This window comes from Polaromonas sp. CG_9.11 (genome assembly GCF_015752225.1).
Taxonomy (GTDB): Bacteria; Pseudomonadota; Gammaproteobacteria; order Burkholderiales; family Burkholderiaceae_C; genus Polaromonas.
This window is the reverse complement of sequence record NZ_JADOVE010000019.1, coordinates 23844-47649: the sequence shown is the minus strand read 5'-3', so window position 1 is coordinate 47649 and position 23806 is coordinate 23844. Positions and strand designations below refer to the sequence as shown.

The window sequence follows — 23806 nt, the reverse complement described above, 5'->3', positions numbered from 1 at the left end:
GATTGCTCTTTTTTCAAAGGACCCGGCCCATGCTGACGCACCTCAGCGACCTGATCGTCGCCGCCAATGTAGGTATCATGCTGTTTTTCACCGTGGCCGTGGCACCCACCATTTTTGTCGTGCTGCCCCAGGAATGGGCAAGCGCCTATGTGCGCTCGTTTTTCCCTAAATACTATTTGTTTCTCGGCTTGAGCACGGCAGGCGCTGCGGCGCTGGCGGGCGTGGCGCTGGTGCAGGCCAGCCTGGTGGCGGTGGCGCTGGTCTTTTTCCTGAGCCGTTTCTGGCTGACGCCGCTGGTGAACCGGGCGCGCGACAACCAACAAGTCCAGCTTTTCAAACAGCTGCACACTCTGAGCGTAGCGCTCAATATGCTGCAACTGGCCGTGCTGGTCTGGATTCTGGTCAAAAGCCTGGGCACGGCATGACCTTGTCCACTACGACCAATGGCGCCCAGATGTCTTGCGAGGCGCTCACGGTGCTGTTCGACGGCGCTTGCCCCCTGTGCCGGCGCGAGGTCGGCGTCTACCAGGCGCTCAAACCAGCGCAGCCGGTGGCCTGGCTGGACGTCAGCAAGGCATCGGTCCCGCTCACGCTTGAGGACCGTGCCCGTTACCTGGCGCGCTTTCATGTGCGCCGGGAGGACGGGTCGCTGTTGAGCGGGGCGGCCGCGTTTGTGGCGCTTTGGCGGGTGATGCCGGGGTGGCGCTGGCTGGCGCGTCTGGCCATGCTGCCCGGCGCCACGCCGGTGCTTGAGCGGCTGTACCGTGGATTCCTCCGGGTTCGGCCCGGTATCCAGCGGCTGGCACGGGCATGCGACACCTCGCATCTGCCGGCTGGCCTGGTGGCCGACCTGCGCTCCGACCATGCTGGCGAAACCGGCGCCGTCTGGATCTACCGGGGCATGCTTTGCGTGACGCGCGATGAAACCGTGCGCAAGTTTGCCAGGCAGCACCTGGACACCGAGTTGCAGCACCTGCAGACAATGTCAGCCCTGTTGCCGCCGCTGCGCCGCAGCTGGTTGCTGGTGGCCTGGCGCGTGGCCGGTTTTGCCACGGGCGCCCTGCCAGCGGTCTTTGGGCGCCGGGCGGTATTTGCCACCGTTGCCGCCGTGGAGACATTTGTCGTGCAGCACTACGCGCATCAAATCGAGGCTCTCACGGCGCAGGCCGGGCAGGCCGCCCTGCGGCAGGTCCTGGTCGACTGTCAGCGCGATGAAGCGGCCCACCGCATCGAAGCCCAGGCGCATCTCGCGCATCCCCCGGGCGCATTTCTGGCCGGCTGGTGCACGGCGGTCGGCCGGGGCTCTGCGCTGGCCGTGACGCTGGCGCGCAGGGTCTGACCTGGACGCGTGCATTGGCATGACCCGAAGAAACTCGCCCAACGACTTCAAGGTGGCCGAAGACTTGAGCCGGCTGTCGGAAATCGTGGTTGACAAGCGCAACGGCAAGCGCGCAGAGGCCAAGGCCGGGCGTCGCAACCGCCACTATGAAAAGCAGTTCCTGGACAGTGCCGTCAAAACCGGGCTGTATCGGCAGACCAGCGACTAGCGCCGCGCAGGCATCCGGGCTGCCAAGCGCAGTGGGCTTGCCTCAAATCGCCAGCGGATCGACATCAATCGCCCAGCGCACCAGGCTTTTGAAGTCGGCTTGCCGGCGCGTTTCGAACAGCACCGGTTGCCAGGCGGCCAGAAAACCCTGCAGCGCCTTGCGCGACGGGCTTTCGACCAGCATCTGGGCGCGCTCGACATCGGCGACGCGCTGGATGGTCATGGGCACGGCCGGGTAGGGCGTGACGTGTTCATGGCCGGGCAACTGCTGCAGCTGGGCGGCATGGGCGGCAGCGTTCAGGAAGCCCTGGGCAACGTCCTGGGTCTTGGCATCGGCCCGGATGAGCGCTGAAAAGCCGAAAGGCGCCAGACCGGCGGCCTGCCGTTCGGCCAGTTCCCGGTTGGCAAAGGCTGGATAGTCGTGGCGCTTCAGGGCTTCAAACAGCGGGTGGTCGGGGTGAAAGGTCTGCACCCACATCTCGCTGGCGGCACTGTGGCGGGCATCGCGGCCGGCGCGGCCCGCCGCCTGCATCAACAGGCTGAACAAGCGCTCGGGCGCGCGAAAGTCGCTGGAAAACAGCGCGCCGTCGGGATTGACGGCCGCCACCAGCGTGATGTGCCGGAAGTCGTGGCCCTTGGCAATCATCTGCGTGCCGACCAGCACATCGACCTCGCCGGCATGCACGCGGGCCAGTTGCGATTCAAGCGAGCCCTTGAGCCGCGTGCTGTCGGCGTCGATGCGGGCAATGCGCACCGGCTCACCGTCGGGCCGCCGCACATCCGCCAGCAATTCGGCCAGGTGTTCTTCCAGCCGTTCGGTGCCGCGTCCGACCGGCGCGATGTCCACGTTGCCGCAGCTCGGGCAGGCGCGCGGCACGCGCTCGGTGAAGCCGCAGTGGTGGCAGCGCAGCGTGCGGTCGATCTTGTGGAACACGCGGTAGGCACTGCAGTGCGGACAGTCGCTTTTCCAGTCGCAGTCCAGGCAGGCCAGCACCGGCGCATAGCCGCGCCGGTTCAAGAAAATCATCGACTGCTCGCCACGCGCCACGCGCTGCCCAATGGCCGCCAGCAGCGGCGGCGCGATGACGCAGTGCCGGGGCTGATGGTTCATGTCCACGCGCCGGACCGTGGGCAACTGACCCGCCGCAGCCAGTATTTGCGTGGCGGGGACTACAGCCATGCCCGTATCAGGACTGTTCAAGCCAGGGCCGCAGAACCGGCTTTGCCGGGCTGCAGGCGCAGCGGCCCCTTCGGGGGGCAGCGAACCACCCGCAGTGGGGAGCGTGGGGGCGCCAATTCGTTCTTCCATGTCCAGGCGCTGGTAACGGCCGGTGATCGTCCCCTGCCAGCTTTCCAGCGAAGGCGTAGCCGAGCCTAGCAACACCCGGCAAATCTTGGCCTCCACGCGGGTCGTTTCGCATGCCGCCGTAGTTTCCAGCCGGGCGCGGTACACCGCCAGGTCGCGCGCCGAGTAGCGCGCGCCTTCTTGCTGCTTGTAGCTGGGGTCGTGTTCTTCGTCGACGACGATCAGGCGCAGGTTCGGCATCGAGGCAAACACCGCCATGCGCGTGCCCAGCACCAGCCGCGCCTGGCCCGAATGCGCGGCCAGCCAGCCCTTGAGCCGCTGGGCCGGCGTGAGGCCGCTGTGCATCGGCACGACGCGCGCGCGGCCCAGGTGGGCAAAGCGCGCTTCAAACCGGGCCTGCAGCTGCGGCGTGAGGTTGATCTCGGGCACCATCACCAGCACCTGCGCCTCGGGGTGTTCTGCCAGCACCTTGGCGGCGGCGCGCAGGTAGACCTCGGTCTTGCCGCTGCCGGTGGCGCCAAACAGCAAGGCGGGCCGCTGCTTTTCACTGGTTTCTGCATCAAATTGGGCTATTGCGCATGCCTGCTGGATGCTGAGTGCTATTAATTTGGTAATGTCGGGCGTGCCCTCGGTGGTGCTTGCCGGCCGCTTGAGCCGGCGTGCCAGTTGCAGGCCCGTGAGGTCGCGCAATTGCGGCGGCAGGGCCGCCAGTGCCACCTCGCCGAGTGAGCGCTGGTAATAGCCGGCGGTGAAAGTCACCAGCTGGCGCCAGGTGGCCGGCAGCGGGTCAAGCCCATCGAGCGCGCCGGCAATGTCGCGGATGCTTTTCTCTGCCATGTCGCCGCAGTCTGGCAGCGCGTCCCATACCACGCCCAGCACCTCGCGCCGGCCAAAGGGAACGCGCACCAGCGTGCCTGCGGCAAGCGGAACGGCGCTGCGGTAGGTCAGCGGCCCGGCGATGGCGCTGTGCGCCGGCGTGGCCACGACTATCAGCAGCCAGTGGCTCATAGCCGGTATCCTGAAGGGCGCCCGGCGGCAACAGCCCGACCACGGCAGTCGCTAAGTCCTTGATTTTTCACTGTTTTGGAGTTGTCCAGATTTTCTGTGGATAACTTTGTTGATAGCTTGTTGCAAGCGGCCGCAGAGCCTTGTAAATCAAGGCTTTCCTTAAACTGCCCGGCAAAAAGGCAATTTAAAGTTTCCATATAAATCAACAACTTACGTCTGCTATGGGTTTGATAGTACAAAGCCTGACCGAAGCTGGACCTTAAAAAGCTGTACCACAGGATTTGTGCATAAGTCTGTCGAACGAGGCTATTTTTTTGTGGTAAAGGGCGTTGAGGATGCCAGTTTTCAGCCCATCCGCAAGTGGCCGGAAGGTTTTCAGGCCTTGCTGGCGCGCAGCCTGCGCGATTGCGCATGCACCGCGTGAACCAGCACGTCGACGTTTTCCGGCGGCGTGAACTGGCTGATGCCGTGGCCCAGGTTGAAAATCTGGGTCGGTCCGGTCTGGGTCAGGTCGGTGTGCGGCGCGCCGAAGCTGCCCAGCACGGCAGCCACTTCGGCCTCGATCTGCGCCGGGTTGGCAAACAGCACGTTCGGGTCGAGGTTGCCCTGCAGCGCCTTGGCGTTCGGGCCGTTTTCGCCGACCAGCGCCCGCGCTCTGGCCAGGTTCACGGTCCAGTCCAGGCCCAGCACTTCGCAGTCGAGCTGCTTCATGGCCTCCAGCCACTGGCCGCCGCCCTTGGTGAACACCAGGCGCGGAATGATGACGCCGTTGTGCTCGCGCTTGAGCTGGCTCAGCACGCGCGCGGTGTAGGCCAGGCTGAAGGTGTGAAAGGCCGCATCGGCCAGCACGCCGCCCCAGCTGTCGAAAATCATCACCGCCTGCGCGCCGGCTTCGATCTGCGCGTTCAGGTACAGCGCCACCGCGTCGGCGTTGATCGCCAGCATCTTGTGCAACAGGTCGGGGCGCTGGTACAGCATGGTCTTGACCAGCCGGTAGTCACTTGATCCGGCACCCTCGACCATGTAGCAGGCCAGCGTCCAGGGGCTGCCCGAAAAGCCGATCAGCGGCACGCGGCCATTGAGCGCCTTGCGGATCGACGTGACCGCGTCGAATACATAGCGCAGCTTGTTCATGTCGGGCACTTCAAGCTTGTTGACGGCGGCTTCGTCGCGCACCGGCGTGGCGAACTTCGGGCCTTCGCCGAGCTGGAACGACAGCCCCAGGCCCATCGCGTCGGGCACGGTCAGGATGTCGCTGAACAAAATGGCGGCGTCCAGCGCAAAGCGCTCCAGCGGCTGCAGCGTGACTTCGGTGGCGTAGTCGGTGTTGGTCGCCAGCCCCATGAAGCTGCCGGCCTGGGCGCGCGTGGCCTTGTATTCGGGCAGGTAGCGGCCGGCCTGGCGCATCAGCCAGACGGGGGTGTGGGGAGTCGCCTGACGCAGGCAGGCACGCAGAAAGGTGTCGTTTTGAAGGGGTGCAAACATCAAGGGATTGTCTCAGGTGTGGGGAATGGATTGTGCTGGCCGCCCGGTCACATCGGATTTACCATGGGGCCATCGTTCTCATGGGAACGCGAATTCGACCGGGAAAGGAACCGTCATGCACATCAGTGACCAGGACTATTTTCGCAGCTGCATTGCCAGGGAACGCCATCTGGCGCAGCTGCTCGGCCACCAGCATATCGAGGAATGCTACGAAAGCGCCGGCACGCTCTGGGCGGGCAACCAGGCCCTGCCGCAGTGGACGCGCGACTGGCGCGCCTGCGGCCCGCTGATGACCGAGCACGGCATTGGCGTCAGCTACGAGCACGGGCCGGGGCCGGGCGGCCTGGCGCGCATCGGCAGCACCACGGTTCATTTGGCCGACCACCCGACGCGGGACCGGGCGGTGATGTACGGCGTTGTGAAGGAGCTGATCTTCCTGCTGGAGCATGGCAAGCTCGCCAAACCGCTGCTGGCCGCCTGATTCGTTTTGCTATCTTATCGATAGCTGTAGGCGCCCGCTGTCATTGCGCCAGGATGCTTAAACGCTTGCGGTAGCGTCAGGATGCCTGAGCAGCAGCCGCTCCAGCGCGTTGAGCGTGTCATAGGACTCGGCAAAGTCGGCAAACAGACCCGCATTGTCGGGTGCGGCCGCCTGGCCCTGCCAGCCGGCGCGAAACTGGTCAAACATCTCGCCGAAGCTTTTCCGCCCGTCGATGAGCCGCAGGATTTTTGCACCGTACTTGCCGGGGTTGACGGTGACCGAGACGCCTGAATGCTGGTGCGTGAGCCTGAAGGGCTGGCCCTTGTTGCTGCCAAAGACCTGCGCCGCGACCTCGCCGGTCAGCGGCTCATGGTAGAAAAACGGAACGTAGGCTGCATCGCCGTAGGGTGCGGTGCAGGCCGCATCCTGCGTCAGGTAAAGCGAATGGGTGATGAGGTTGCCGATCATCAGCTCGGCCATCTCGTACTGCTGGCGCCGGGGCAGGCGGCGCAGTTCGGCGGCCATGGCGGGCGGCTTGCTGCCCAGCACCATGTGCGGCAGGTAAGGCGAGCGGCCGCGCTGCACATCGCTGAAGCTCAGGTGCCTGCCGTGCTGCACGTTTAGCCAGTCAAACAGTTCGCCCACGCTGTAGGCGCGGTCCTGTGAATGCAGCAACAGGTCGTAGATGCCGGCGTCGCCGGCCTTGTGGTCGTTGAACAGCGATTCGCTGGCCTTGAACCAGTTGCTGGCTGGCAGGCTGCCGAGCAGGTCGCGGGTGTTGGCAATCTTGCGCGGGTCGTCGGCTTCCTGGCCAGTGCCATTGCGGTTGACCATGCGCATCAGCGCCTGCATCTGGTAGACGCCCGTGCGGCCGGTGCTGCCGTAGACCATCAAGCCGATGGCGCCGCCCGGTTTGAGCGCACTCAGCAGCACCCGCAAGCCCAGGTCGGGATCGGCCAGGTGGTGCAGCACACCGCTGCAGTTGATGTAGTCGAACTTGCCCAGGCCCAGCGCCGGCAGGCTCAGCAGCGAGTAATGGCACCAGGTGATGTTGGTCAGGCCGCGAATTTTTGCCCGCTCCTGCGCCAGCACGATGCTGGCGTGGCTCATGTCGAGGTGCACGATCTCGGCATCCGTGCCGCGCAGCTGCTCGGCCAGGAAGATCGTTGCGTCGCCGGTGCCACCGCCGGCCACCAGCGCCCTGAAGCCCTGGCTGAAGGACTGTTTTCCGGCAAAGCAGTAGTGGTTGATCATCGGCAGGTCTTCCAGCCACGTCATCGCCAGGCGCTGGTGCTCGTCCTGCGGATTGCAGGGCGGATAGGGCATGGCTTCGTACTGGCTCTTGACCTTGGGCAGGTGGTTTTGGGGCATGGGTGTCTCGAATCAATCAGGAAAAAAACGGGCGACAAAGCCCTTATTGTCAGCCAGCCGCGTGGCGTACCGCAGCCGGGCAGGCTCAGCGCACCGGCAAAAACTGCAAAAATGTCCCGCCGACAAAGTTCTGCACATAGCTGATCACGGCGCGGCGGTATTTCTCGGTCGCCACCTCGGCCAGCAGGTCGAGCCGGCCAATGATCTTGCCGAATTCGCGCTCGAAGCTCAGGTTGCGCTCCAGGCCGGAGATGTCGTCGGCCAGCAGCAGCGGCTGGCCTGCGGCATTGCGCCGGCTCGACAGCAGCCAGACCGCAATCTCGACGTTGCGCGCCGCGTTGTAGACATGCTGGTTGTCCAGGCTGTCCACCAGGTACACGCGGGTTCTGCCGCCATGCGCCGTTACCAGCATGTCGGCGCTGGCCGCCACGAAGGCGGCGACCCGGTCGCCGGCGAAGTCAGGGTGCAGCGCCAGCGACAGCGCGGCAATGTCGCGCTTGCCCTGCAGTTCGGGCCACGGCACCGGGCTTTCCAGCGACAGGCGAAGCTGCGCCAGGGCGGCGTCGCGGCTGGCCACGCCGGTTTTTCGCCATTCGGCCGGGTTGCGCCGGTACAGCTTGTCGGCAATGCGCAGCAGGCTGTCCAGGTTGTCGCGCATGGCCAGCGTCGCCATGCGGTTCACGTCTGATTGGGCCAGTTCCGTCGGCCGCATGGGCGCCACCAGCGTCTCGCCGCGCTCGGTGGGCGCCGGACCGGCGCAGCCCGCCAGCGACACCATCAGCGTGGCCGGCAGCCAGGCCAGGAAACGCGCAGCGCGGCGCGGCGCGCCCCTGCGCGCCCGGTCATCCGGGTTCAGGGCAACGGCCTTTCAGGCCGCGCCCGGGGGTCAAGCAGGCCGCTGGACAGCAGCACCCGGTGGTCGATCTTGAGGCAATGGTCCTGCACCACCAGCAGGCCGGCGGCTTCGGCCGTGGCGGCGGCCTGGGCATGCGCCACGCCGAGCTGCATCCACACCGCGCGGGCACCGATGGCGATGGCCTCATCAACGATCGGCGGAATGTCTTCGCTGTTGCGAAAGCAGTTCACCAGGTCAATTTTTTCGTGCTGCGCCGCCTCCTGCAGCGTGGCATAGGCCTTTTCGCCCAGCACTTCGGTGGCGTTCGGGTTGACCGGAATGATGCGGTAGCCGGCGGCCTGCATGTAGCGCGACACGTCAAAGCTGGCCCGGTGCGGCTTGGGCGACAGGCCGACGACGGCAATGGTGCGGCAGTCGTTGAGGAAGCGGGCAATCCGTTCGGGGGTGGCATGGGACTTCATGGTAGGGCTCCTGGTGGCTGTGGAGAGCAGGGCTTTCGAGGGAAGGGCGGGTCAGGCAGGAATTCATCACAGCCTGGCCAGCTCGGCCCTCACATCGCTCACGGACAAGATTTCGGACAATACCACCGGCGCGCGGCCGGGCTTGTAAAACACGTAAACCGGCACGCCACTGCGGCCCAGTTCGGCCAGCGCCTTCGTCACGGCGGGGTCCCGACGCGTCCAGTCGGCGCGCAGCAAGGCGACATTTTTGGCGTCCATGTCGGCCAGCACCTCGGCATTGCCCAGCGTGGTTTGCTTGTTGTACTGGCAGGTCACGCACCAGGCGGCCGTGAAATCGACAAACACGCTCTGGCCCTGCGCCGTCAGCTGCTCGACGCGGCCCGGCTGCCAGTCCTGCCAGCGCGCCGAAGCGGCGGCCACAGGCGTGCTGACCGGCTTGACGATGTTCGGGCCGATGGCCCAGAGGCCGACCGCGCCCAGCGCGACTGAAAACGCAGCGATGCCGCGGCGTGCCCCGCCGCGCAGGCTGAACGACCAGACCGCCAGCGCCAGCAGCACCAGCAGCGCCAGCAGCGCACCCGCGCCGTCGATGCCGCTTTGCTGGCCCAGCACCCAGACCAGCCAGGCCACCGTGGCAAACATCGGAAACGCCATCAGCTGCTTGAACGTCACCATCCACGCGCCAGGGCGGGGCAGCAGCCGCGCCACGGCGGGCACCGCACTGGCCGCCAGATAGGGCAGTGCCATGCCGACGCCAATCGCGCCAAATACCGCCAGCGCCTGCGCCGCCGGCAGGCCGACGGCATACCCCAGCGACGCGCCCATGAACGGCGCGGTGCAGGGCGAGGCAATGGCCGTGGCCAGCACGCCCGACAGGAAGGCATTCACGCTGGGGTTTTTCGCCTGCAGGTTGACGACGCGGCTGGGCAACATGCTGCCAAAGTCAAACAGGCCCGCCAGGTTCAGTCCCAGCAAGGTGAACAGCGCCGCCAGACCCGCGACCACCGCCGGGCTTTGCAGTTGAAAGCCCCAGCCCAACTGCTCGCCTGCCGCCCGCAGGCCCAGCAGCAGCGCGCCCAGCGCCAGGAATGACAGGACCACGCCGGCGGTGTAGGCCAGTCCCGAGCCCAAGCGCCGGGACTGGTTTTTTTCGTTTACAAAGCCGACCACCTTGATGGCCAGCACCGGAAACACGCAGGGCATCAGGTTCAGGATCAACCCGCCGAGCAGCGCGCCCAGCAAGGCCGCCAGCAGGCCGGGCAAAACCTTGGCCGATGCGCCAGGCGCCGCAGCCGGGGCTGCCGCATTGGCCCTGAGCGCCGCCTGCAGGGCCGGCGACAACCCCACCGGGGCCGCCACCGCAGGCCATTCGCCGGTCACCGGGGCCTCGATGCGGTACGCCGCGTCCTTGTAGGCCACGACCAGCGGCAGGTTCAGCGGGCTTTCGGTGCGCTGGTTAGAGAGCGGGAGTTGCGCCGTCCAGAGCGCGCCCTGCCAGGCCTGTTCCCAATCACCGGCCGGCTCGATCACGCCGCCGGTTTCCGGAAGCAGCGCCAGCGTTTGCCCTTGCATCGAAGCGGGCAGGCCGGCCAGCGAGACCTTCAGCGCCTTGCCGCTGACTTCGATCTGGCTGATGCCTGTGGGCAGCGGTTGGGGCGTGGCGACAAACGCCGCCTGGAACAGCGTGCCGCTGGCCGCTGTCGAGCCCCTGGTCGGCAGGGTCAGCGTGAATTCGCCCTCTTGCGGAATGCATTCCTTGCGGCAGACCAGCCAGCTGGCTTTGAGCTTCACGTCGAGCTGCGGCGCATTGAAGCCGGGCACGACGGTCAGCGGCACGGGCAGCAGCACGGTGTGCTCGTAGCCGTAGTTCACCAGCGTGCCGATGGGGATTTTTTTCGGCGTCGGCCAGGCGATCTCGCCCGCCGTGATGCCCGCCGGCAGTTGCCATTCGAGCATCGTCGGCAGGCCCGAGTCGCCGGAATTTTTCCAGTAGGTGTGCCACTCGGGCTGGTGCGCCAGCTTCAGGCCCAGCCAGACCGGCTTGCCGGCTTCAACGCCCTCGGGGGCCCAGGCCAGCAGTTCGGCGCGCACCTGTTCGGTGCTGACCACCGGGCCGCCCGGTGCCGGTTTTATCAAGCCATATTGGGCATTTGCGCCTGCTGGTATTGCGCAAGCAGCTATTAAAAAAATAGCGGAGAGGAAACGGTTAAAATTCATGGTGAGGGTCTGAGAGGCGGCGTCGTCATTAGTTCCGGGTGCACGCCCGACAGGCCCGACAGGCCCGGCAGGTCTGATTGTGCGTCAGCCGCCCCGTTGCCTCGTGGCGTGCCCGGCTATGCCAGCGGCTGGGCAAACACCGCCGGCAGCTTTGTCGGCGCCCGGATGCGCAACTGCTTGTTGACGTTTTCCCGGCCGAACACCACCTCGATGTCGGCCACCGCCACGCCGAACAGCGGCGCCAGAAAGTGCAGCATGTGGTCGGTCGCCTTGCCGCCCCTGGGCGTGGCGGTCACGCTGACCTTGAGCTGCGTGCCCTTGGGCTTGCCGATCGCGTCCTTGCCGGCGCTGGGCTTGCCCAGGATGTTGACCACCAGCACGTCGCCGTCCCAGGCAAAGAAGGCGTCGCCGGTGGCGTTGCGGATTGGGCCCCGGCTCATGCGGCGGGTTGCAGGCGCTGCATGGCTGCGTGGTGCGGGAAATTCAAGGGACGGTCTGGCATGGTTTGCCGATGATAGGGGCTGGCCAAACGGGTATCTGCTAGAGGCCGCCTGCATGCGGCGATCCGCTGCAGTCCAATTGCCTGGCATTCACCATCTGTCGGCGGCGTCAGCCTCAGCTTCCGGCCACAGGCGCGGGAACAGAAAGCGCCAGGCATGCTGCGGCAGGCCAAACCGGACTGGAATTGACAAATTTGTAGCCGTTCGATTACTATCTGCCCCTGTACACCGTCAAACAAATGCCCGAGTTCACCGGCTGGCTGGGCGGCATCAAAGATGCCATGACCCGCATTCGGCTGGGTATGCGGCTGGACAAGGCGCAGCGCGGATTGCTGGGCGATGTCAAGCCTGTAGGCGACGGCGTGTTTGAGATGCGCGAGTTCTTTGGCCCTGGCTGGCGCATGTACTACGTCTTGCAGAACGGCGTGTTGATCGTGATGCTGGGCGGAGGCGACAAATCCAGCCAGCCATCAGACATTGACTCAGCCATTGACCTGTCCAAAACCCTGTTGAAGGAGCCTGAAGATGACCCGAAAAATTAACGCCGCTGATCTGCCCGAGTTCGATCTGGCGGAAATGCTCAAGACCGAACAGGACATTGCCACCTACCTGACGCTGGTCATTGAAGAAGGCGATGTCTCGGCGCTGTCGCACGCCTTGGGCGTTGCCGCCCGTGCGCGCGGCATGACGGAGATTGCCAAGGCGTCGGGCCTGAGCCGGGAGGCGCTGTACAAGGCGCTGCGCCCCAATGCCAGCCCGCGCTTTGACACCATCAGCCGGGTGTGCCGCGCGCTGGGGGTGCGGCTGGTGGCGCGGGCGGGCTGAGAGAAGAAAGAAAAAAACCTTAATCTATGACAAGACGCGATGGATCACGTTTGGCCTGCTGGACGCGCGCTTTGTGGTGCGGGTCTGGACACTGCACGGCGCGGATCGCCGCATTATTTCCATGAGGTAAGCGAATGAACGCGAAATTGCCAAACACGCCGAAAGCCTGGGTTGACCCCGACGATGCCCCCGAACCGGACGAGACGTTCTTTCGCAACGCCACGCCTTTGATTGACGACAGGCCGGCGTCCCCCGCGCCGCACGCCAAGGCGGTGCGCCGTGGCCATCCCGTGGGCAGCACCCAGGACGCGGTCAAGGTGCCCACGACCATCCGGCTGTCGCCCGAGGTGTCGGCAGCCTTTCGCGCCACGGGCCAGGGCTGGCAGACGCGCATTGACGCGGCGCTCAAGGACTGGCTGAAGGACCACTCGCCCGCGTGACGGGGGTCGCCACCGATTGAGGCGTTGACCCGGAGGATGCGGGTGCATCAAGCTTGAGTTTCGGCTGCACTATTTGTTTGAAAATCGGACCAACTCGCTATTAATAAAATAGCTGCTTGCGCATACACAGCATGCGCTAAAAGCCAATTCGACTTAAAAAACTACCCTGCGCCGTCTCAACCCGGCGAAAACACCGCCTGCAGCGTCATCAGCAGTTTTTGCAGCGTTTCCGGATGTACCACGCCCAGGCGCTTGACCAGCCGCACCTTGTCCAGCGTGCGCACCTGGTCGAGCAGCACCAGCCCCGATTTGCCACGAAACGTCAAATCAATCCGAAAGGCGGCAGGCTGCGAGCCGGTGGTCATGGGCGCGACGATCACGGTGCGCAGGTAGTCGTGCATCTCAGGCGGCGAGATCACCACGCAAGGCCGCGTTTTTTGAATTTCACTGCCCAACGTGGGATCGAGATTGGCCAGCCAGACCTCTCCTGTCGCCACCGCCGGACGGCTCACCACACCAGCTCCGCATCCCCTTCGTTGCCCAGCGCGGGCCACACCAGCGCATCGTCGTCCGTTGCCGCCAGGCGCTGGCTGTCTTGTGCCCAGCCTTCACGCGGGCTGCACTGGGGCGGGCGAATCTCAATCACGCCATTGTTCACTTGCAAGTCGGCCGCATCGACCAGGCCGAGTTGCTTCAAGATAGGCTTGGGAATCAAGATACCCTGGGAGTTGCCCATTTTACGGATAGAAACCTGCATGAATTTCTCCTAAAAATAAGCACAATGTTAGCACTTTTATAGATTCTCAGGGGTTAAAAGCAGGCGTTGGCTGTGTCAGCCCATCCGGTTAGCGTCTATGGCAAACCCGACGCAATGAAGAATTGCAGGGCATGCTGATGTTCGACAGGCTTCTAAATCCGCAGGTGCATCAGCGTGGGCGGATGTTGTGATGGGTGTTTTCAGCGTCTTTTATCGCGTCTTCGGCGTTGGTTGTGCTTTCTTCTGACTCTTCCATTTCACCAGCGCCAGCACCGCCCATGGAGCCAACCCCAGCGCCGCCCATCGCACCGGCAACAGCGCCCACCATGCCACCGACCAATACACCGACCGGCCCTGCAACCACTGCCCCAACGGCTGCACCCGCTGCCGAACCGGCCACCAGGCCGCCGCCTACCAGGGTAGACTTTGACTCCCGTTCGGCTTCTTCAGGGCTGAGGGCAATCTGCGCCGCAAGATTCGGGTCTTGGGACGGAACGCCATGCCCGGGAGCTGCCTGCTCGACAAGGTCTGCATCAACAGGCTTTGCGTCTGTCGGCTGAGTAGGGGATGAGTTCATATGCGCTCCTGGGAAAGTTAACGCGTAAACGAGCAGAACGCGCACTGCAACACCGTTATAAATCCCACATCACGCTGTTCTCGTGGTCTAACAGACTGCGACACTGTCAGACAACCTTCCGCTGCACCGGCCACCCTTGACACACGTCAAGCCGCGCTCGCAATGGAATACGTCACCAGTTTTGATGCTGGTGAAGCGCTCCGTAAAAGCCGTTCCCGCTCCTAAACTCGATAATGCTGCCATGCCTTCCCCTCAAGCCGCCGACTCGCCCGCCATCGTCCTGACCACGCTCAACGCCAAGTACATCCACGCCTCGCTCGGCCTGCGCTGCCTGGCGGCCAACATGGACCGGCATGGCGGCGCGGGCCTGCGCGCCCGCACGCAAGTGCGCGAATTCACCATTGCGCAGCGGCCGGTGCAGATCGTGGAAAGCCTGCTGGCACTCAATCCCCAAATCATTGGACTGGGCATCTACATCTGGAACGTGGTTGAAACCACGCAGGTCGTGCGCCTGCTCAAAACCCTGCGGCCCGACATCAAGATCGTGCTGGGCGGGCCGGAGGTCAGTTTTGAAACCGGCGAGCAGGAAATTTGCCGGCTGGCCGACCATGTGGTGACCGGCTGGGGCGACGTGAGTTTTCCCAAGCTGTGCCGCGCGCTGCTGGAGGGCCCGAAGCCGTTGATGAAAGTCGTGATCGGCGAGCAGCCGGCGCTGGAAGAACTGGCCTTGCCCTACAGCGAGTACACGGCAGAAGACCTGGCCAAGCGCCTGCTGTATGTCGAAGCCTCGCGCGGCTGTCCGTTCAAGTGCGAGTTTTGCCTGAGTTCGCTCGACAAGACGGCCTGGGCGTTTGAACTGGACCGCTTCATGGCCGAGATGGACACGCTGTTTCAGCGCGGCGCGCGCAACTTCAAGTTCGTGGACCGTACCTTCAACTTGAAGGTCGATTTTTCGGTTCGGATTTTGCAGTTCTTCCTGGACCGGATGGCGCCCGATTTGTTCGTGCATTTTGAAGTCGTTCCCGACAGCCTGCCGGACCGGCTGAAGGCGCTGATCATGCAGTTTCCGGCCGGCTCGCTGCAGTTTGAAGTCGGCATTCAAAGCTTCAACCCCGAGGTTCAGCAGCGCATTTCGCGCAAACAGGACAACGCCAAGACCGCCGACAACCTGCGCTGGCTGGTGGGCGAAAGCCAGGCGCATGTGCATGCGGATTTGATTTTCGGCCTGCCGGGCGAAACGCTGCAGAGCTTTGCCGATGGCTTTGACCGGCTGCATGAACTGGCGCCGCACGAAATCCAGTTCGGCATCTTGAAGCGCCTGCGCGGCACGCCGATCACCCGCCACACGGCGGACTTTGCAATGGCTTACGACCCGCAGACGCCCTATACCATTTTGCAAACCTCGACGATTGACTTTGCGACGATGCAGCGCATCCAGCGCTTTGCGCGCTACTGGGAAATGGTCGCCAATTCGGGCCGCTTTTCTGCGGCGCTGCGTTTGCTGCTGCGCGATGATACGGATTCGGCGGGCTCGGCATTCGGGCATTTTCTGGCCTTCAGCGACTGGCTCTGGCGCACCACCGCCAAGACGCATGAATTTGCGCTGGAAAAGCTGGTGGATGTGCTGTTTGAACATCTCACCGTCGTTCGCGCGCTGGCCGTTGGGGAGGTGCAGGCGGCGCTGCTGCTGGACTACCGCGCCAGCGGTGCGCGCGGCCGACCGCAATGCCTGGCCGACTTGTTGGCTGCCGAACGCAGCACCTTGCCGGCGGGCGCTGCCAAGCCCCGGTCCGAGCGGCAGAGCCGGCATGTCAGCCAGCAAACGCACCGCGACGCCATCCAGAAAGCGGCTGCGGCGGCCTGATCGGGCGTTTTGAACGCGGGCCCGATGACACCGGTCAAAAAGCACCGCATCTGCCTATTCCAGCGAGTCCGGCTATTTCGGCCTTGCCTTGCACCGAAGGTGCCGGCGTCGCTGAAAATGCAGCCATGAACACTGCAATGCCCCCCTTTGCTGATCTGCCGCGCTACTGGGCCGACCTGAAAACGACCGATTTTTCGCGCCTTGACCTGGACCGCTGCATCGCCGTGCTGCCGGTGGCTGCCATCGAGCAGCACGGCCCGCACCTGCCGCTCAATGTCGACGCCACGCTGGTCGAGGGCGTGGTCGCCAGTGCGCTGACGCATTTGTCCGCCAGCCTGCCGGTGCTGTTTTTACCGACGCAGTCGATTGGTTTCAGCCCCGAGCACACGCGCTTTGCCGGCACGCTCACGCTGAAGGCCGAAACCGTCATCCGGCTGTGGACCGAGGTGGCCGAGTCAGTGGCCGCCACCGGTGTCAGGAAACTGGTGCTGCTCAATTCGCACGGCGGCAATGTCGGGCTGCTCGATGTGGTGGCGCGCGACCTGCGCACGCGGCTGGACATGCTGGTGTACAGCGTGAATTCCTTCAACCTGCCGCTGGTCGATGAACGCGGCGACTCGGTGGCGGCGCAGTTCAGTGCGCATGAGCACCGCTTTGGCATCCATGCCGGCGAGATCGAAACCTCGATGATGCTGGCGCTCCAGCCCGGGCAGGTCGATATGGGGAAAGCGCAGAATTTCCATTCCACTTCGCAGGACCGCTCCGAGCGCTTCAGCATTCTGGGTGACGGCCGCAGCGCCAAGCTGGGCTGGCAGATGCAGGACTACAACCCGCACGGCGCGGTCGGCAATGCGCTGGCAGCCACGGCTGAAAAAGGCCAGGCGCTGCTGTCCGCCATGGGCCGTAGCCTGGCGCAACTGCTGCTTGAGATCGACCAGTTGCCGCCCGATACGCTGCGCGACGCGACGGCGAACTGACCGGGACCGCCGCAAAAGGCAAACCCCCAGGCAACGGGTAAGTCGCTTGGGGGTTTGTACCGCAGGCCTGGCCGGTAAGCGGGCTGCGGTGTGAAACAAGTATCCGCCACCCACTGCCGAAGGATTTACCTGATTTGCTGCTGTAATTTATAAATACGGATAAATATTCTGTCATTCTGATAATTTCAGCTAAATTACCTGAATGGATACTTTAGACCGAAAAATTCTTCAGGTTTTGCAGGCTGACTCGCGCACCAGCCTGCAGGACATCGGCCAGGCGGTGGGGCTGAGCCCGTCGCCATGCTGGGGCCGCATCAAGAAAATGGAGGACGCCGGCGTCATCGAGGGCTACACCGTGCGGCTCAATGCGCAGGCGCTGGGGCTGGGCGAAACCGTGCTGGTGCAGGTCACGCTTGACAGCCATTCCGACAACACGCTGGAAAAGTTTGGCGAAACCCTGGCGGCGATTCCCGAAGTGATTGAGGCCTGGCTGGTCTCCGGCGAATACGACTACCTGCTGCGCATCGCGGTGAAAGACACGAAGGATTACGAACGCCTGCTGCGCGAGCGGCTCTACAAGATCAAGGGCATACGCCACAGCCAGTCGAGCTTTGTGCTGCGTACGCTGAAAAAGGCCGATTTGCCTTTGCTGCCGGGCTGATGCATTTGACATGCTGACAGGTGCATGGCTGACAAAATCCTGCGCGTGCCACTGACGGTAGCTGTCGCAGGCTGCGGGCAGAGTGATTGAGGGGTTGCGCTGCGTCCGAGCAGTATCCGAACAACGGTTTTCAGGAGATTTTTTATGTCATCAACGCCCTTGTGCACCTTTGCATTCAGGCCTTGCGTCGCCGCCGTTGCAGGCTTTGCCTTGCTGGGTGGCCTGACTGCCTGCGGAGACATGGCTTCGCTAGACCCAACTGACGGCATGGGTGCCACGCCGGTCCTGCCCTTGCCCAAAAGCAGCCTGATTCCGACTGTCAAGATTGCACCCGCCACCGGCTGGCCCGACGGCGCCATGCCAACCGCCATGGCCGGCCTGAGCGTGACGCCGCTGGCCACCGGGCTGGACCACCCGCGCTGGGTCCATGTCCTGCCCAACGGCGACGTGCTGGTCGCCGAAAGCAATGCGCCGCCCAAGCCCGAAGACGGCAAGGGCATCAAGGGCTGGGTCATGAAAAAGGTGATGGCCAAGGCCGGCGCCGGCGTGCCGTCGGCCAACCGCATCACGCTGCTGCGTGACCTGGACGGTGACGGCAAGGCTGAAACCCGGACGATTTTTATGCAGAACCTGAATTCGCCCTTTGGCATGGCGCTGGTTGGCAGCGACCTGTACATCGCCAATGCCGATGCGGTGGTGAAGGTCACGTACCAGACCGGCCAGACCAGCATCAGCGAAGCGCCGGTCAAGGTGCTGGACTTGCCCGGCGGCCCCATCAACCACCACTGGACGAAAAACGTCATCGCCAGCCCGGACGGCAGCAAGCTGTATGTCACCGTCGGCTCGAACAGCAACGTCGGGGAACGCGGCATGGAGGCCGAGGAAGGCCGCGCCGCCATCTGGGAAGTGGAGCCGAAAACCGGCAGCCACCGGGTCTTCGCATCCGGCCTGCGCAACCCGAACGGCATGGGCTGGGCGCCCGAAACCGGCGCGCTCTGGACGGTGGTGAACGAGCGCGATGAAATCGGCAGTGACCTGGTCCCGGACTACCTCACCTCAGTGAAGGACGGCGCCTTCTATGGCTGGCCCTACAGCTACTACGGCCAGAACGTCGATGTGCGCATGAAGCCGCCCCGGCCCGACATGGTGGCCCAGGCCATTGCGCCCGATTACGCGCTGGGCTCGCATGTCGCGCCGCTGGGCATGGCGTTTTCCGAAGGCAGCGCCTTGCCGGCTTCGCTGGCCAGCGGCGTGTTCGTCGGCGAGCATGGGTCGTGGAACCGCAAGCCGCTGAGCGGCTACAAGGTGGTGTTCGTGCCCTTCGCCAGTGGCCGGCCCACAGGTTTGCCAGTGGATGTGCTGACCGGCTTTTTAAGCCCCGAGGGTGATGCCTACGGCCGGCCGGTCGGCGTGGCAATGGACAAGCGCGGCGCGCTGCTGGTGGCCGATGATGTGGGCAATGCGGTCTGGCGTGTGGCCGGAACGCCAGCCCGCTAGAAGCCTCGGCTGTACAGCGCTGATTCATGGCCAAAAACGTTTACGGCGCATGATGGATATGCGTATTCAGCTATGCTTTTAGTAGCGTGGTCCGGCGCTTGGACAGTTACGCTCCGGCCTAATGCAGGGTGGCCAGATAGGCTGCCATGTCCCGCGCATCGGCCTCGTTCACGCCCATGTCGGGCATGGCCGTCAGCGGCTTGATGGCTTGGGGGTGGCGCAGCCAGGCCACCAGGTTGTCCGGCGTGTTGGCCAGCTTGCCGGCAATCAGGCTGCGGCTGGCCAGTCCCGCGAGCGGCGGCCCGACATTGGGCGATGAGCCGGTGATGCCGGGTATGGTGTGGCAGGCGCTGCAGGCATGGTGGACCAGCGCCAGGCGGCCGCGCTCCGCATGGCTTGGCCGGTTGACTCCATCTGCCCGGCCCATGGACAGACTGGCGGGCAGTGGCGCTGCTTGAACCGCCCTGGCATAGGCTTGCGGCGTCAGTTCGGGCAGGCGCTGGACAAAGGCGACCACATCCCACAATTGCGCATCCTCCAGCCTGAACTCCCAGGCCGGCATGCCGCTCATCTTGATGCCGTGGCGCGTGATCCAGTAAATTTCACGCGGACGCCAGCGTTGCAGGGCGTCCACCAGCGGGCCGGGCAGGGGCTGCATGCTTTTGCCGATGTCGTTCTGCGCCACACCCGGCGCGCCGTGGCATTGCACGCATTTGCCATGAAACAGCGCCGCGCCGCGCTGGATGCGTTCAGGGTCCTGCAGGTCGGGTGCTTCAATGTTGCGCGCGCGCAGGCGCACCGACTGCTTCATGGCGGTTTCCAGCAGTGAATACACCGGCTGGACATGTTGCGTGGTGGCCGCGACGTTGTAAAGACCGCCGTACACCACCAGCGCGCCCGCACAGGCCGTCAGCGCGGCCAGCACGGCAGCGGCCAAAGCCAGGGCGGGAAGCGGTTTCATGCGCAGTTATTTTGCCGCCATGCGGCGGCTGTGCCGGCAGCTGGCGGTGTTCTCTGACATGAAATTGCGCCCGCGTACACAAGAATCAAGCAATGCGCACTTCCTTGCAGCCTGCAACTTCCCGCACAGGGCGACCGGCGCGGTCTTCCGCAGCCGGGCGGTTTGTGATGATGACGATAGGCTTGCTGATCGGGCTGGGCGGTGCCGGCTGCGATGCCGGACCGTCAGCGAGCCGTTCGCCCGCCAGCGAATTCCCGGCAGCCGACCCCCTGCGCGGCCAGCGCCTGCTGGCGCAGTACCAGTGCGGCAGCTGCCATGCGATTCCCGGCGTGGCGGCGGCGCGCGGTGAACAGGGGCCCACGCTGCAGGCTTTCGGCAGGCGCAGCTACATTGCCGGCCACCTTCCCAACCAGCCGGACACCCTGGCCCGCTGGATCGTGGCGCCGTCGGCGCTCGTGCCCGATACCGCCATGCCCGGCATGGGCGTGTCGCTGGTGGATGCGCGCGACATGGCGGCATATCTGGGAGGCCTGGAATGAATGCCTTGACGGCGCCGTCACTGGCGCCGCTGCAATCGGTGCTGTCGCCCGCCGGTCCCGCCGCCGCCGGCATCGCCAGCGTGAGCTGGATGCTGTTTGTCGGGGCGGCCATCATCTTTGCCGGCGTGATGGGGCTGCTGGCCTGGGCCGTGGCGCGCCGCAGTGCCCGGCCGGTGCAGCCGATGCGCTGGATACTGGGCGGCGGGGTGGTGTTTCCGCTGGCCGTGCTGGCCACCCTTTTTGTCTACAGCCACTGGCGCACGCCCGGCTGGCTGGTGCAGCCGCCACCCGGGGCGCTGATCGTCGGCATCACCGCCCACATGTGGTGGTGGGAGGTGCGTTACCGCGATCCGGCCAGCGGCCAGGACATCACGCTGGCCAACGAACTGCACCTGCCCCTCGGCCGGCCGGTGTGGCTGGGCCTGAACAGCCCGGACGTGATCCACAGCTTCTGGGTGCCGGCGCTGGCCGGCAAGGTGGACATGGTGCCGGGGCGCGTCAACCACCTGCTGGTGGAGGCCAGCGAAGCCGGCGTGTACCGCGGTCAGTGCGCCGAATTCTGCGGCGAGCAGCATGCGCGCATGGCCCTGCATGTGGTGGCCAGGCCGCCGGCCGAATTCGACGCCTGGCTGGCGGCCCAGGCCCGGCCTGCCGCCGCGCCAGCCGGACCTGATGCGCCGCTGCTGGCGCTTGGGCGGCAGGCTTTTGTGGCGCAGCGCTGCAATGCCTGCCACACGGTGCGCGGCGTTGCCGGGGAAGGGCGGCTGGGGCCCGACCTCACCCATGTCGGCAGCCGGCTCTACCTGGGCGCGGGCACGCTGCGCAACCAGGAAGGCGCCATGGCGCAGTGGGTGGCCCATACCCAGGCCGTCAAGCCCGGTGCGCGCATGCCGTCGTCGTCCGACATGGACGCGGCCACGCTGCAGGCGCTGGCCGCCTGGCTGGAGCAATTGCAATGACGATGGACGCCCAAAAACTGCCCTCCGGCCTGCCGCGCCCGCCCGGTGAACTGACGGCGCTGGAGCGCGCCTGGAAGGCGCCGACCGGCTGGCGCTATTTTTCCGCTGTCAACAACAGCCATGTCGGCATTTTTTACATCGCCATCTCGCTGCTGTTTTTTGTGCTGGCCGGGGTGCTGGGGCTGATGATCCGCGCCCAGCTGGCATTGCCCGACAGCCAGTTGATGAGCGCGCAGACCTACAACCAGGTGTTCACCATGCATGGCACGGTGATGATGTTTTTGTTTGCCGTGCCGGTGGTCGAGGCGATTGCCGTGTACCTGCTGCCCGGCATGCTGGGCGCGCGCGATTTGCCGTTTCCGCGCCTCTCGGCCTATGCGTTCTGGGCCTACGCCATCGGCGGCCTGGCCTTTTTTTGCACGATTTTTTTTGGCGTGTCGCCCGACAGCGGCTGGTTCATGTACCCGCCGCTTTCCAGCAAGGAGCATTCGCCCGGGGTGGGCGCCGACTTCTGGCTGCTGGGCATCGGTTTCATCGAAATCTCGGCGATTGCCGGGGCCATCGAGCTGATCATCGGTATCTTGATGACCCGCGCGCCGGGCATGACGCTGGGACGCATGCCGGTGTATGCCTGGGCCATGCTGGTGACCGCCTTCATGATCGTGTTTGCGTTTCCGGCCATCATTGCCGGCACGCTGCTGCTGGAGCTGGAACGGGCTTTTGACTGGCCGTTCTTCATTGCAGCGCGCGGCGGCGACCCGCTGTTGTGGCAGCACCTGTTCTGGTTTTTTGGCCACCCCGAGGTCTACATCATCTTCTTGCCAGCCGCCGGCATGGTCTCCATGATGGTGCCGGCCATGGCCGGAACGCCGCTGCTGGGTCATCGCGCCATCGTCGTGGCGCTGGTGGCCGTGGGCGCCCTCAGCTTTGCGCTGTGGATGCACCACATGTTCACCGCCGGGCTGGGCAGCAACGCCATGCGCCTGGCCTCGGCGGCCAGTTTTGCCGTCGCCATTCCCAGCGCGGTGCAGGTGTTTGCGTGGATCGCTACCTTCCTCAAGGGCCGGGTGCGCCTGCAGTCGCCCACCTTGTTCCTGCTGGGTTTTCACTTTATCTTTGTGCTGGGCGGCCTGACCGGCGTGATGGTGGCGGTGCTGCCGTTCAACTGGCAGGTGCATGACACCTATTTCATCGTCGCCCACCTGCACTATGTGCTGATCGGTGGCATGGTGTTTCCGGTGTTCGCGGGCCTGTATTACTGGATGCCGCTGCTCAATGGCCACCGGCTGTCGGAGCGGCTGGCGCGCTGGGTCTTTGGGTTGATGTTCGGCGGTTTCAACCTGGCGTTTTTCCCGATGCACATCAGCGGCCTGCTGGGCATGCCGCGCCGCGTTTACACCTATGCAGGCGACATGGGCTGGAACACGCTGAACCTGTTGTCCAGCGTGGGGGCGTTGGTCCTGGCGCTGGGCGTGCTGCTGTTTTTTGCCGATGCGGCGCGGGTCGTGTTCAAGCAGAAAAAAGAGCACGGCAATCCTTGGCGCGCCCCGACGCTGGAATGGCTGCCGCAGGGCGACTACGGCGTGCGCAGCATCCCGCAGATTACCGCGCGCGAGCCGCTCTGGGACCAGCCGTCGCTGCCCGGCGATGTGGAGGCGGGCCGCTACTTTTTGCCCGGCACCCATTCGGGCGGGCGCGAAACGCTGGTCACCAGCTGGCGTCATGCCGTTCCGCAGCACCTCTTGGTGCTGCCCGGCGACAGCTGGTGGCCGTTTGTGGCAGCGGCCGGAACAGCAGGGTTTTTCCTGCTGCTGACGGTCGAGCTGACCGCGCTGGCTTTTGCCTGCGGCATCGCGGCCATTGCCGCCATCGTCATCTGGCTGTGGCAGTCCGACAATCCGCCGCACAGCGCCAGGGCCGAGGTGGCCGATGGCGTCTTCTTGCCGGTGGGCGCGCGCGGCAGCGCCTCGCATTCGTGGTGGGCCATGGTCATCCTGCTGTGCGTGGATGCGACGGTGTTTGCGTCACTGGTGTTTGCCCATGTGCATGTGTCGATGGCAGCCGAGGTGTGTCCGCCTGATGGTGCCCGCCTGCCGCAGTGGCCCTGGCCCGTTGCGGCAGCGGCGCTGCTGCTGGCCGGCTCGGCCGCGCTGGCCGGGGCGCGCAAGATGCTGGACCGGGCGCGCCAGGCCGGTGTCTGGTCGCTGCTGCTGCTGGCCCTGCTGTGCCTGCTGGCCGCCATCGTCCTGGACGGCTGGGGCCATCGCCTGGCCGGGCTGCAGCCGGTCGTCAACGCCTGGAGCGCCACCGTAGCCGCGCTGCTGGCCTGGCAGGCTTTTCATGTCGCGGTGCTGGTGGTGATGGGCCTGTATGCCTGCGCGCGGAGCTGGAGCGGCAAACTGCAGCCCGACGCACGCGCAACGCTGGACAACACCGCCCTGCTCTGGCATTACGTGACGCTGCAGGGGCTGGCCGGCATGGGCGTGATTTACCTGATGCCGATTTTTTGATGCGCAGT

Annotated in this window: 25 protein-coding genes; 14 read left to right on the top strand and 11 right to left on the bottom strand. The window is 64.9% G+C overall.

What is annotated here, in order from left to right:
* Positions 1 to 29 precede the first annotated feature (29 nt).
* From IWX85_RS15475 to IWX85_RS15460, 3 genes are read left to right on the top strand one after another with little or no spacing between them, the layout of a single operon-like run.
* Positions 30 to 425, top strand: coding sequence for a DUF4149 domain-containing protein (locus tag IWX85_RS15475; protein ID WP_196870327.1), 396 nt, complete (start codon positions 30 to 32; stop codon positions 423 to 425).
* Entirely contained in the window at positions 422 to 1339 is a 918-nt protein-coding gene (locus IWX85_RS20500; RefSeq protein ID WP_081932469.1) for a demethoxyubiquinone hydroxylase family protein, read from the top strand. The genes IWX85_RS15475 and IWX85_RS20500 overlap by 4 nt, the downstream gene beginning before the upstream one ends.
* A gap of 19 nt (positions 1340 to 1358) precedes the next feature.
* Positions 1359 to 1547, top strand: a complete 189-nt coding sequence (locus IWX85_RS15460; protein WP_036806639.1) for a hypothetical protein — start codon at positions 1359 to 1361, stop codon at positions 1545 to 1547.
* Between the two features lie 42 nt (positions 1548 to 1589).
* On the opposite strand, the gene priA is transcribed toward IWX85_RS15460, so the two are convergent.
* The gene (gene priA / locus IWX85_RS15455; protein WP_196870326.1) at positions 1590 to 3860 is read right to left on the bottom strand and encodes a primosomal protein N'; all 2271 of its coding nucleotides are present in this window, start codon (positions 3858 to 3860) and stop codon (positions 1590 to 1592) included.
* 375 nt (positions 3861 to 4235) lie between these two features.
* Positions 4236 to 5345 carry a uroporphyrinogen decarboxylase gene (gene hemE, locus IWX85_RS15450; RefSeq protein ID WP_196870325.1) on the bottom strand — a complete coding sequence of 370 codons (1110 nt, stop codon included), beginning with the start codon at positions 5343 to 5345 and terminating at the stop codon, positions 4236 to 4238.
* A 115-nt stretch (positions 5346 to 5460) separates the two neighbouring features.
* On the opposite strand from hemE, the gene IWX85_RS15445 reads away from it, so the two are divergent.
* Entirely contained in the window at positions 5461 to 5826 is a 366-nt protein-coding gene (locus tag IWX85_RS15445) for a hypothetical protein (protein ID WP_036806632.1), read from the top strand.
* A gap of 57 nt (positions 5827 to 5883) precedes the next feature.
* On the opposite strand, the gene IWX85_RS15440 is transcribed toward IWX85_RS15445, so the two are convergent.
* The 5 genes from IWX85_RS15440 to IWX85_RS15420 form a co-directional block, all read right to left on the bottom strand.
* A complete protein-coding gene (locus IWX85_RS15440) occupies positions 5884 to 7197 on the bottom strand; it encodes a class I SAM-dependent methyltransferase (protein WP_036806629.1) in 1314 nt (437 codons plus the stop codon).
* Between the two features lie 85 nt (positions 7198 to 7282).
* On the bottom strand, positions 7283 to 7975 hold the full coding sequence (locus IWX85_RS15435) for a hypothetical protein (protein WP_051984125.1): 693 nt from the start codon (positions 7973 to 7975) through the stop codon (positions 7283 to 7285).
* Between the two features lie 74 nt (positions 7976 to 8049).
* Positions 8050 to 8514 carry a CoA-binding protein gene (locus IWX85_RS15430; RefSeq protein ID WP_196870324.1) on the bottom strand — a complete coding sequence of 155 codons (465 nt, stop codon included), beginning with the start codon at positions 8512 to 8514 and terminating at the stop codon, positions 8050 to 8052.
* Between the two features lie 66 nt (positions 8515 to 8580).
* Positions 8581 to 10731 carry a protein-disulfide reductase DsbD gene (locus IWX85_RS15425; protein WP_196870323.1) on the bottom strand — a complete coding sequence of 717 codons (2151 nt, stop codon included), beginning with the start codon at positions 10729 to 10731 and terminating at the stop codon, positions 8581 to 8583.
* 116 nt (positions 10732 to 10847) lie between these two features.
* Complete coding sequence (locus tag IWX85_RS15420; protein ID WP_196870322.1) at positions 10848 to 11171, bottom strand: DUF167 family protein; 324 nt, start codon at positions 11169 to 11171, stop codon at positions 10848 to 10850.
* Between the two features lie 281 nt (positions 11172 to 11452).
* Here IWX85_RS15420 and IWX85_RS15415 point away from each other — a divergent pair, with 281 nt between their 5' ends.
* The 3 genes from IWX85_RS15415 to IWX85_RS15405 all read left to right on the top strand — a co-directional run bounded on the left by IWX85_RS15415 (position 11453) and on the right by IWX85_RS15405 (position 12496).
* Entirely contained in the window at positions 11453 to 11773 is a 321-nt protein-coding gene (locus IWX85_RS15415; protein WP_196870359.1) for a type II toxin-antitoxin system RelE/ParE family toxin, read from the top strand.
* A complete protein-coding gene (locus IWX85_RS15410) occupies positions 11757 to 12056 on the top strand; it encodes an addiction module antidote protein (RefSeq protein WP_036806610.1) in 300 nt (99 codons plus the stop codon). The genes IWX85_RS15415 and IWX85_RS15410 overlap by 17 nt, the downstream gene beginning before the upstream one ends.
* A gap of 134 nt (positions 12057 to 12190) precedes the next feature.
* The gene (locus IWX85_RS15405) at positions 12191 to 12496 is read left to right on the top strand and encodes a BrnA antitoxin family protein (protein ID WP_196870321.1); all 306 of its coding nucleotides are present in this window, start codon (positions 12191 to 12193) and stop codon (positions 12494 to 12496) included.
* A 176-nt stretch (positions 12497 to 12672) separates the two neighbouring features.
* Here the strand turns inward: IWX85_RS15405 and IWX85_RS15400 are convergent, their stop codons facing one another.
* From IWX85_RS15400 to IWX85_RS15390, 3 genes are all read right to left on the bottom strand, one after another.
* Positions 12673 to 13008: a type II toxin-antitoxin system PemK/MazF family toxin gene (locus IWX85_RS15400; protein ID WP_370584307.1), complete on the bottom strand. Its 336-nt coding sequence runs from the start codon at positions 13006 to 13008 to the stop codon at positions 12673 to 12675.
* Positions 13005 to 13253, bottom strand: coding sequence for an antitoxin (locus tag IWX85_RS15395; protein WP_036806605.1), 249 nt, complete (start codon positions 13251 to 13253; stop codon positions 13005 to 13007). Before IWX85_RS15395 ends, IWX85_RS15400 begins: the two co-directional genes overlap by 4 nt.
* 169 nt (positions 13254 to 13422) lie before the next feature.
* Entirely contained in the window at positions 13423 to 13830 is a 408-nt protein-coding gene (locus IWX85_RS15390; protein WP_196870320.1) for a hypothetical protein, read from the bottom strand.
* A gap of 241 nt (positions 13831 to 14071) precedes the next feature.
* On the opposite strand from IWX85_RS15390, the gene IWX85_RS15385 reads away from it, so the two are divergent.
* The 4 genes from IWX85_RS15385 to IWX85_RS15370 all read left to right on the top strand — a co-directional run bounded on the left by IWX85_RS15385 (position 14072) and on the right by IWX85_RS15370 (position 18829).
* Positions 14072 to 15694, top strand: coding sequence for a B12-binding domain-containing radical SAM protein (locus tag IWX85_RS15385; protein WP_196870319.1), 1623 nt, complete (start codon positions 14072 to 14074; stop codon positions 15692 to 15694).
* Positions 15695 to 15819: 125 nt separating this feature from the next.
* Positions 15820 to 16671 (top strand): creatininase family protein, encoded by an 852-nt coding sequence (locus tag IWX85_RS15380; protein WP_231379821.1) that lies wholly within the window; start codon positions 15820 to 15822, stop codon positions 16669 to 16671.
* 202 nt (positions 16672 to 16873) lie between these two features.
* A complete protein-coding gene (locus IWX85_RS15375; RefSeq protein WP_036806596.1) occupies positions 16874 to 17332 on the top strand; it encodes an Lrp/AsnC family transcriptional regulator in 459 nt (152 codons plus the stop codon).
* Positions 17333 to 17476: 144 nt separating this feature from the next.
* Positions 17477 to 18829: a sorbosone dehydrogenase family protein gene (locus IWX85_RS15370; protein ID WP_196870318.1), complete on the top strand. Its 1353-nt coding sequence runs from the start codon at positions 17477 to 17479 to the stop codon at positions 18827 to 18829.
* Positions 18830 to 18947: 118 nt separating this feature from the next.
* On the opposite strand, the gene IWX85_RS15365 is transcribed toward IWX85_RS15370, so the two are convergent.
* Positions 18948 to 19790, bottom strand: coding sequence for a c-type cytochrome (locus IWX85_RS15365; RefSeq protein ID WP_196870317.1), 843 nt, complete (start codon positions 19788 to 19790; stop codon positions 18948 to 18950).
* Between the two features lie 167 nt (positions 19791 to 19957).
* Here IWX85_RS15365 and IWX85_RS15360 point away from each other — a divergent pair, with 167 nt between their 5' ends.
* Genes IWX85_RS15360 through IWX85_RS15350 form a run of 3 tightly spaced genes read left to right on the top strand, consistent with a single transcriptional unit; the run spans position 19958 to position 23798 of the window.
* A complete protein-coding gene (locus IWX85_RS15360; protein WP_196870316.1) occupies positions 19958 to 20329 on the top strand; it encodes a cytochrome c family protein in 372 nt (123 codons plus the stop codon).
* Positions 20326 to 21288: a c-type cytochrome gene (locus IWX85_RS15355; protein ID WP_051984123.1), complete on the top strand. Its 963-nt coding sequence runs from the start codon at positions 20326 to 20328 to the stop codon at positions 21286 to 21288. Before IWX85_RS15360 ends, IWX85_RS15355 begins: the two co-directional genes overlap by 4 nt.
* Positions 21285 to 23798, top strand: coding sequence for a cbb3-type cytochrome c oxidase subunit I (locus tag IWX85_RS15350; protein ID WP_196870315.1), 2514 nt, complete (start codon positions 21285 to 21287; stop codon positions 23796 to 23798). Before IWX85_RS15355 ends, IWX85_RS15350 begins: the two co-directional genes overlap by 4 nt.
* Positions 23799 to 23806 lie beyond the last annotated feature (8 nt).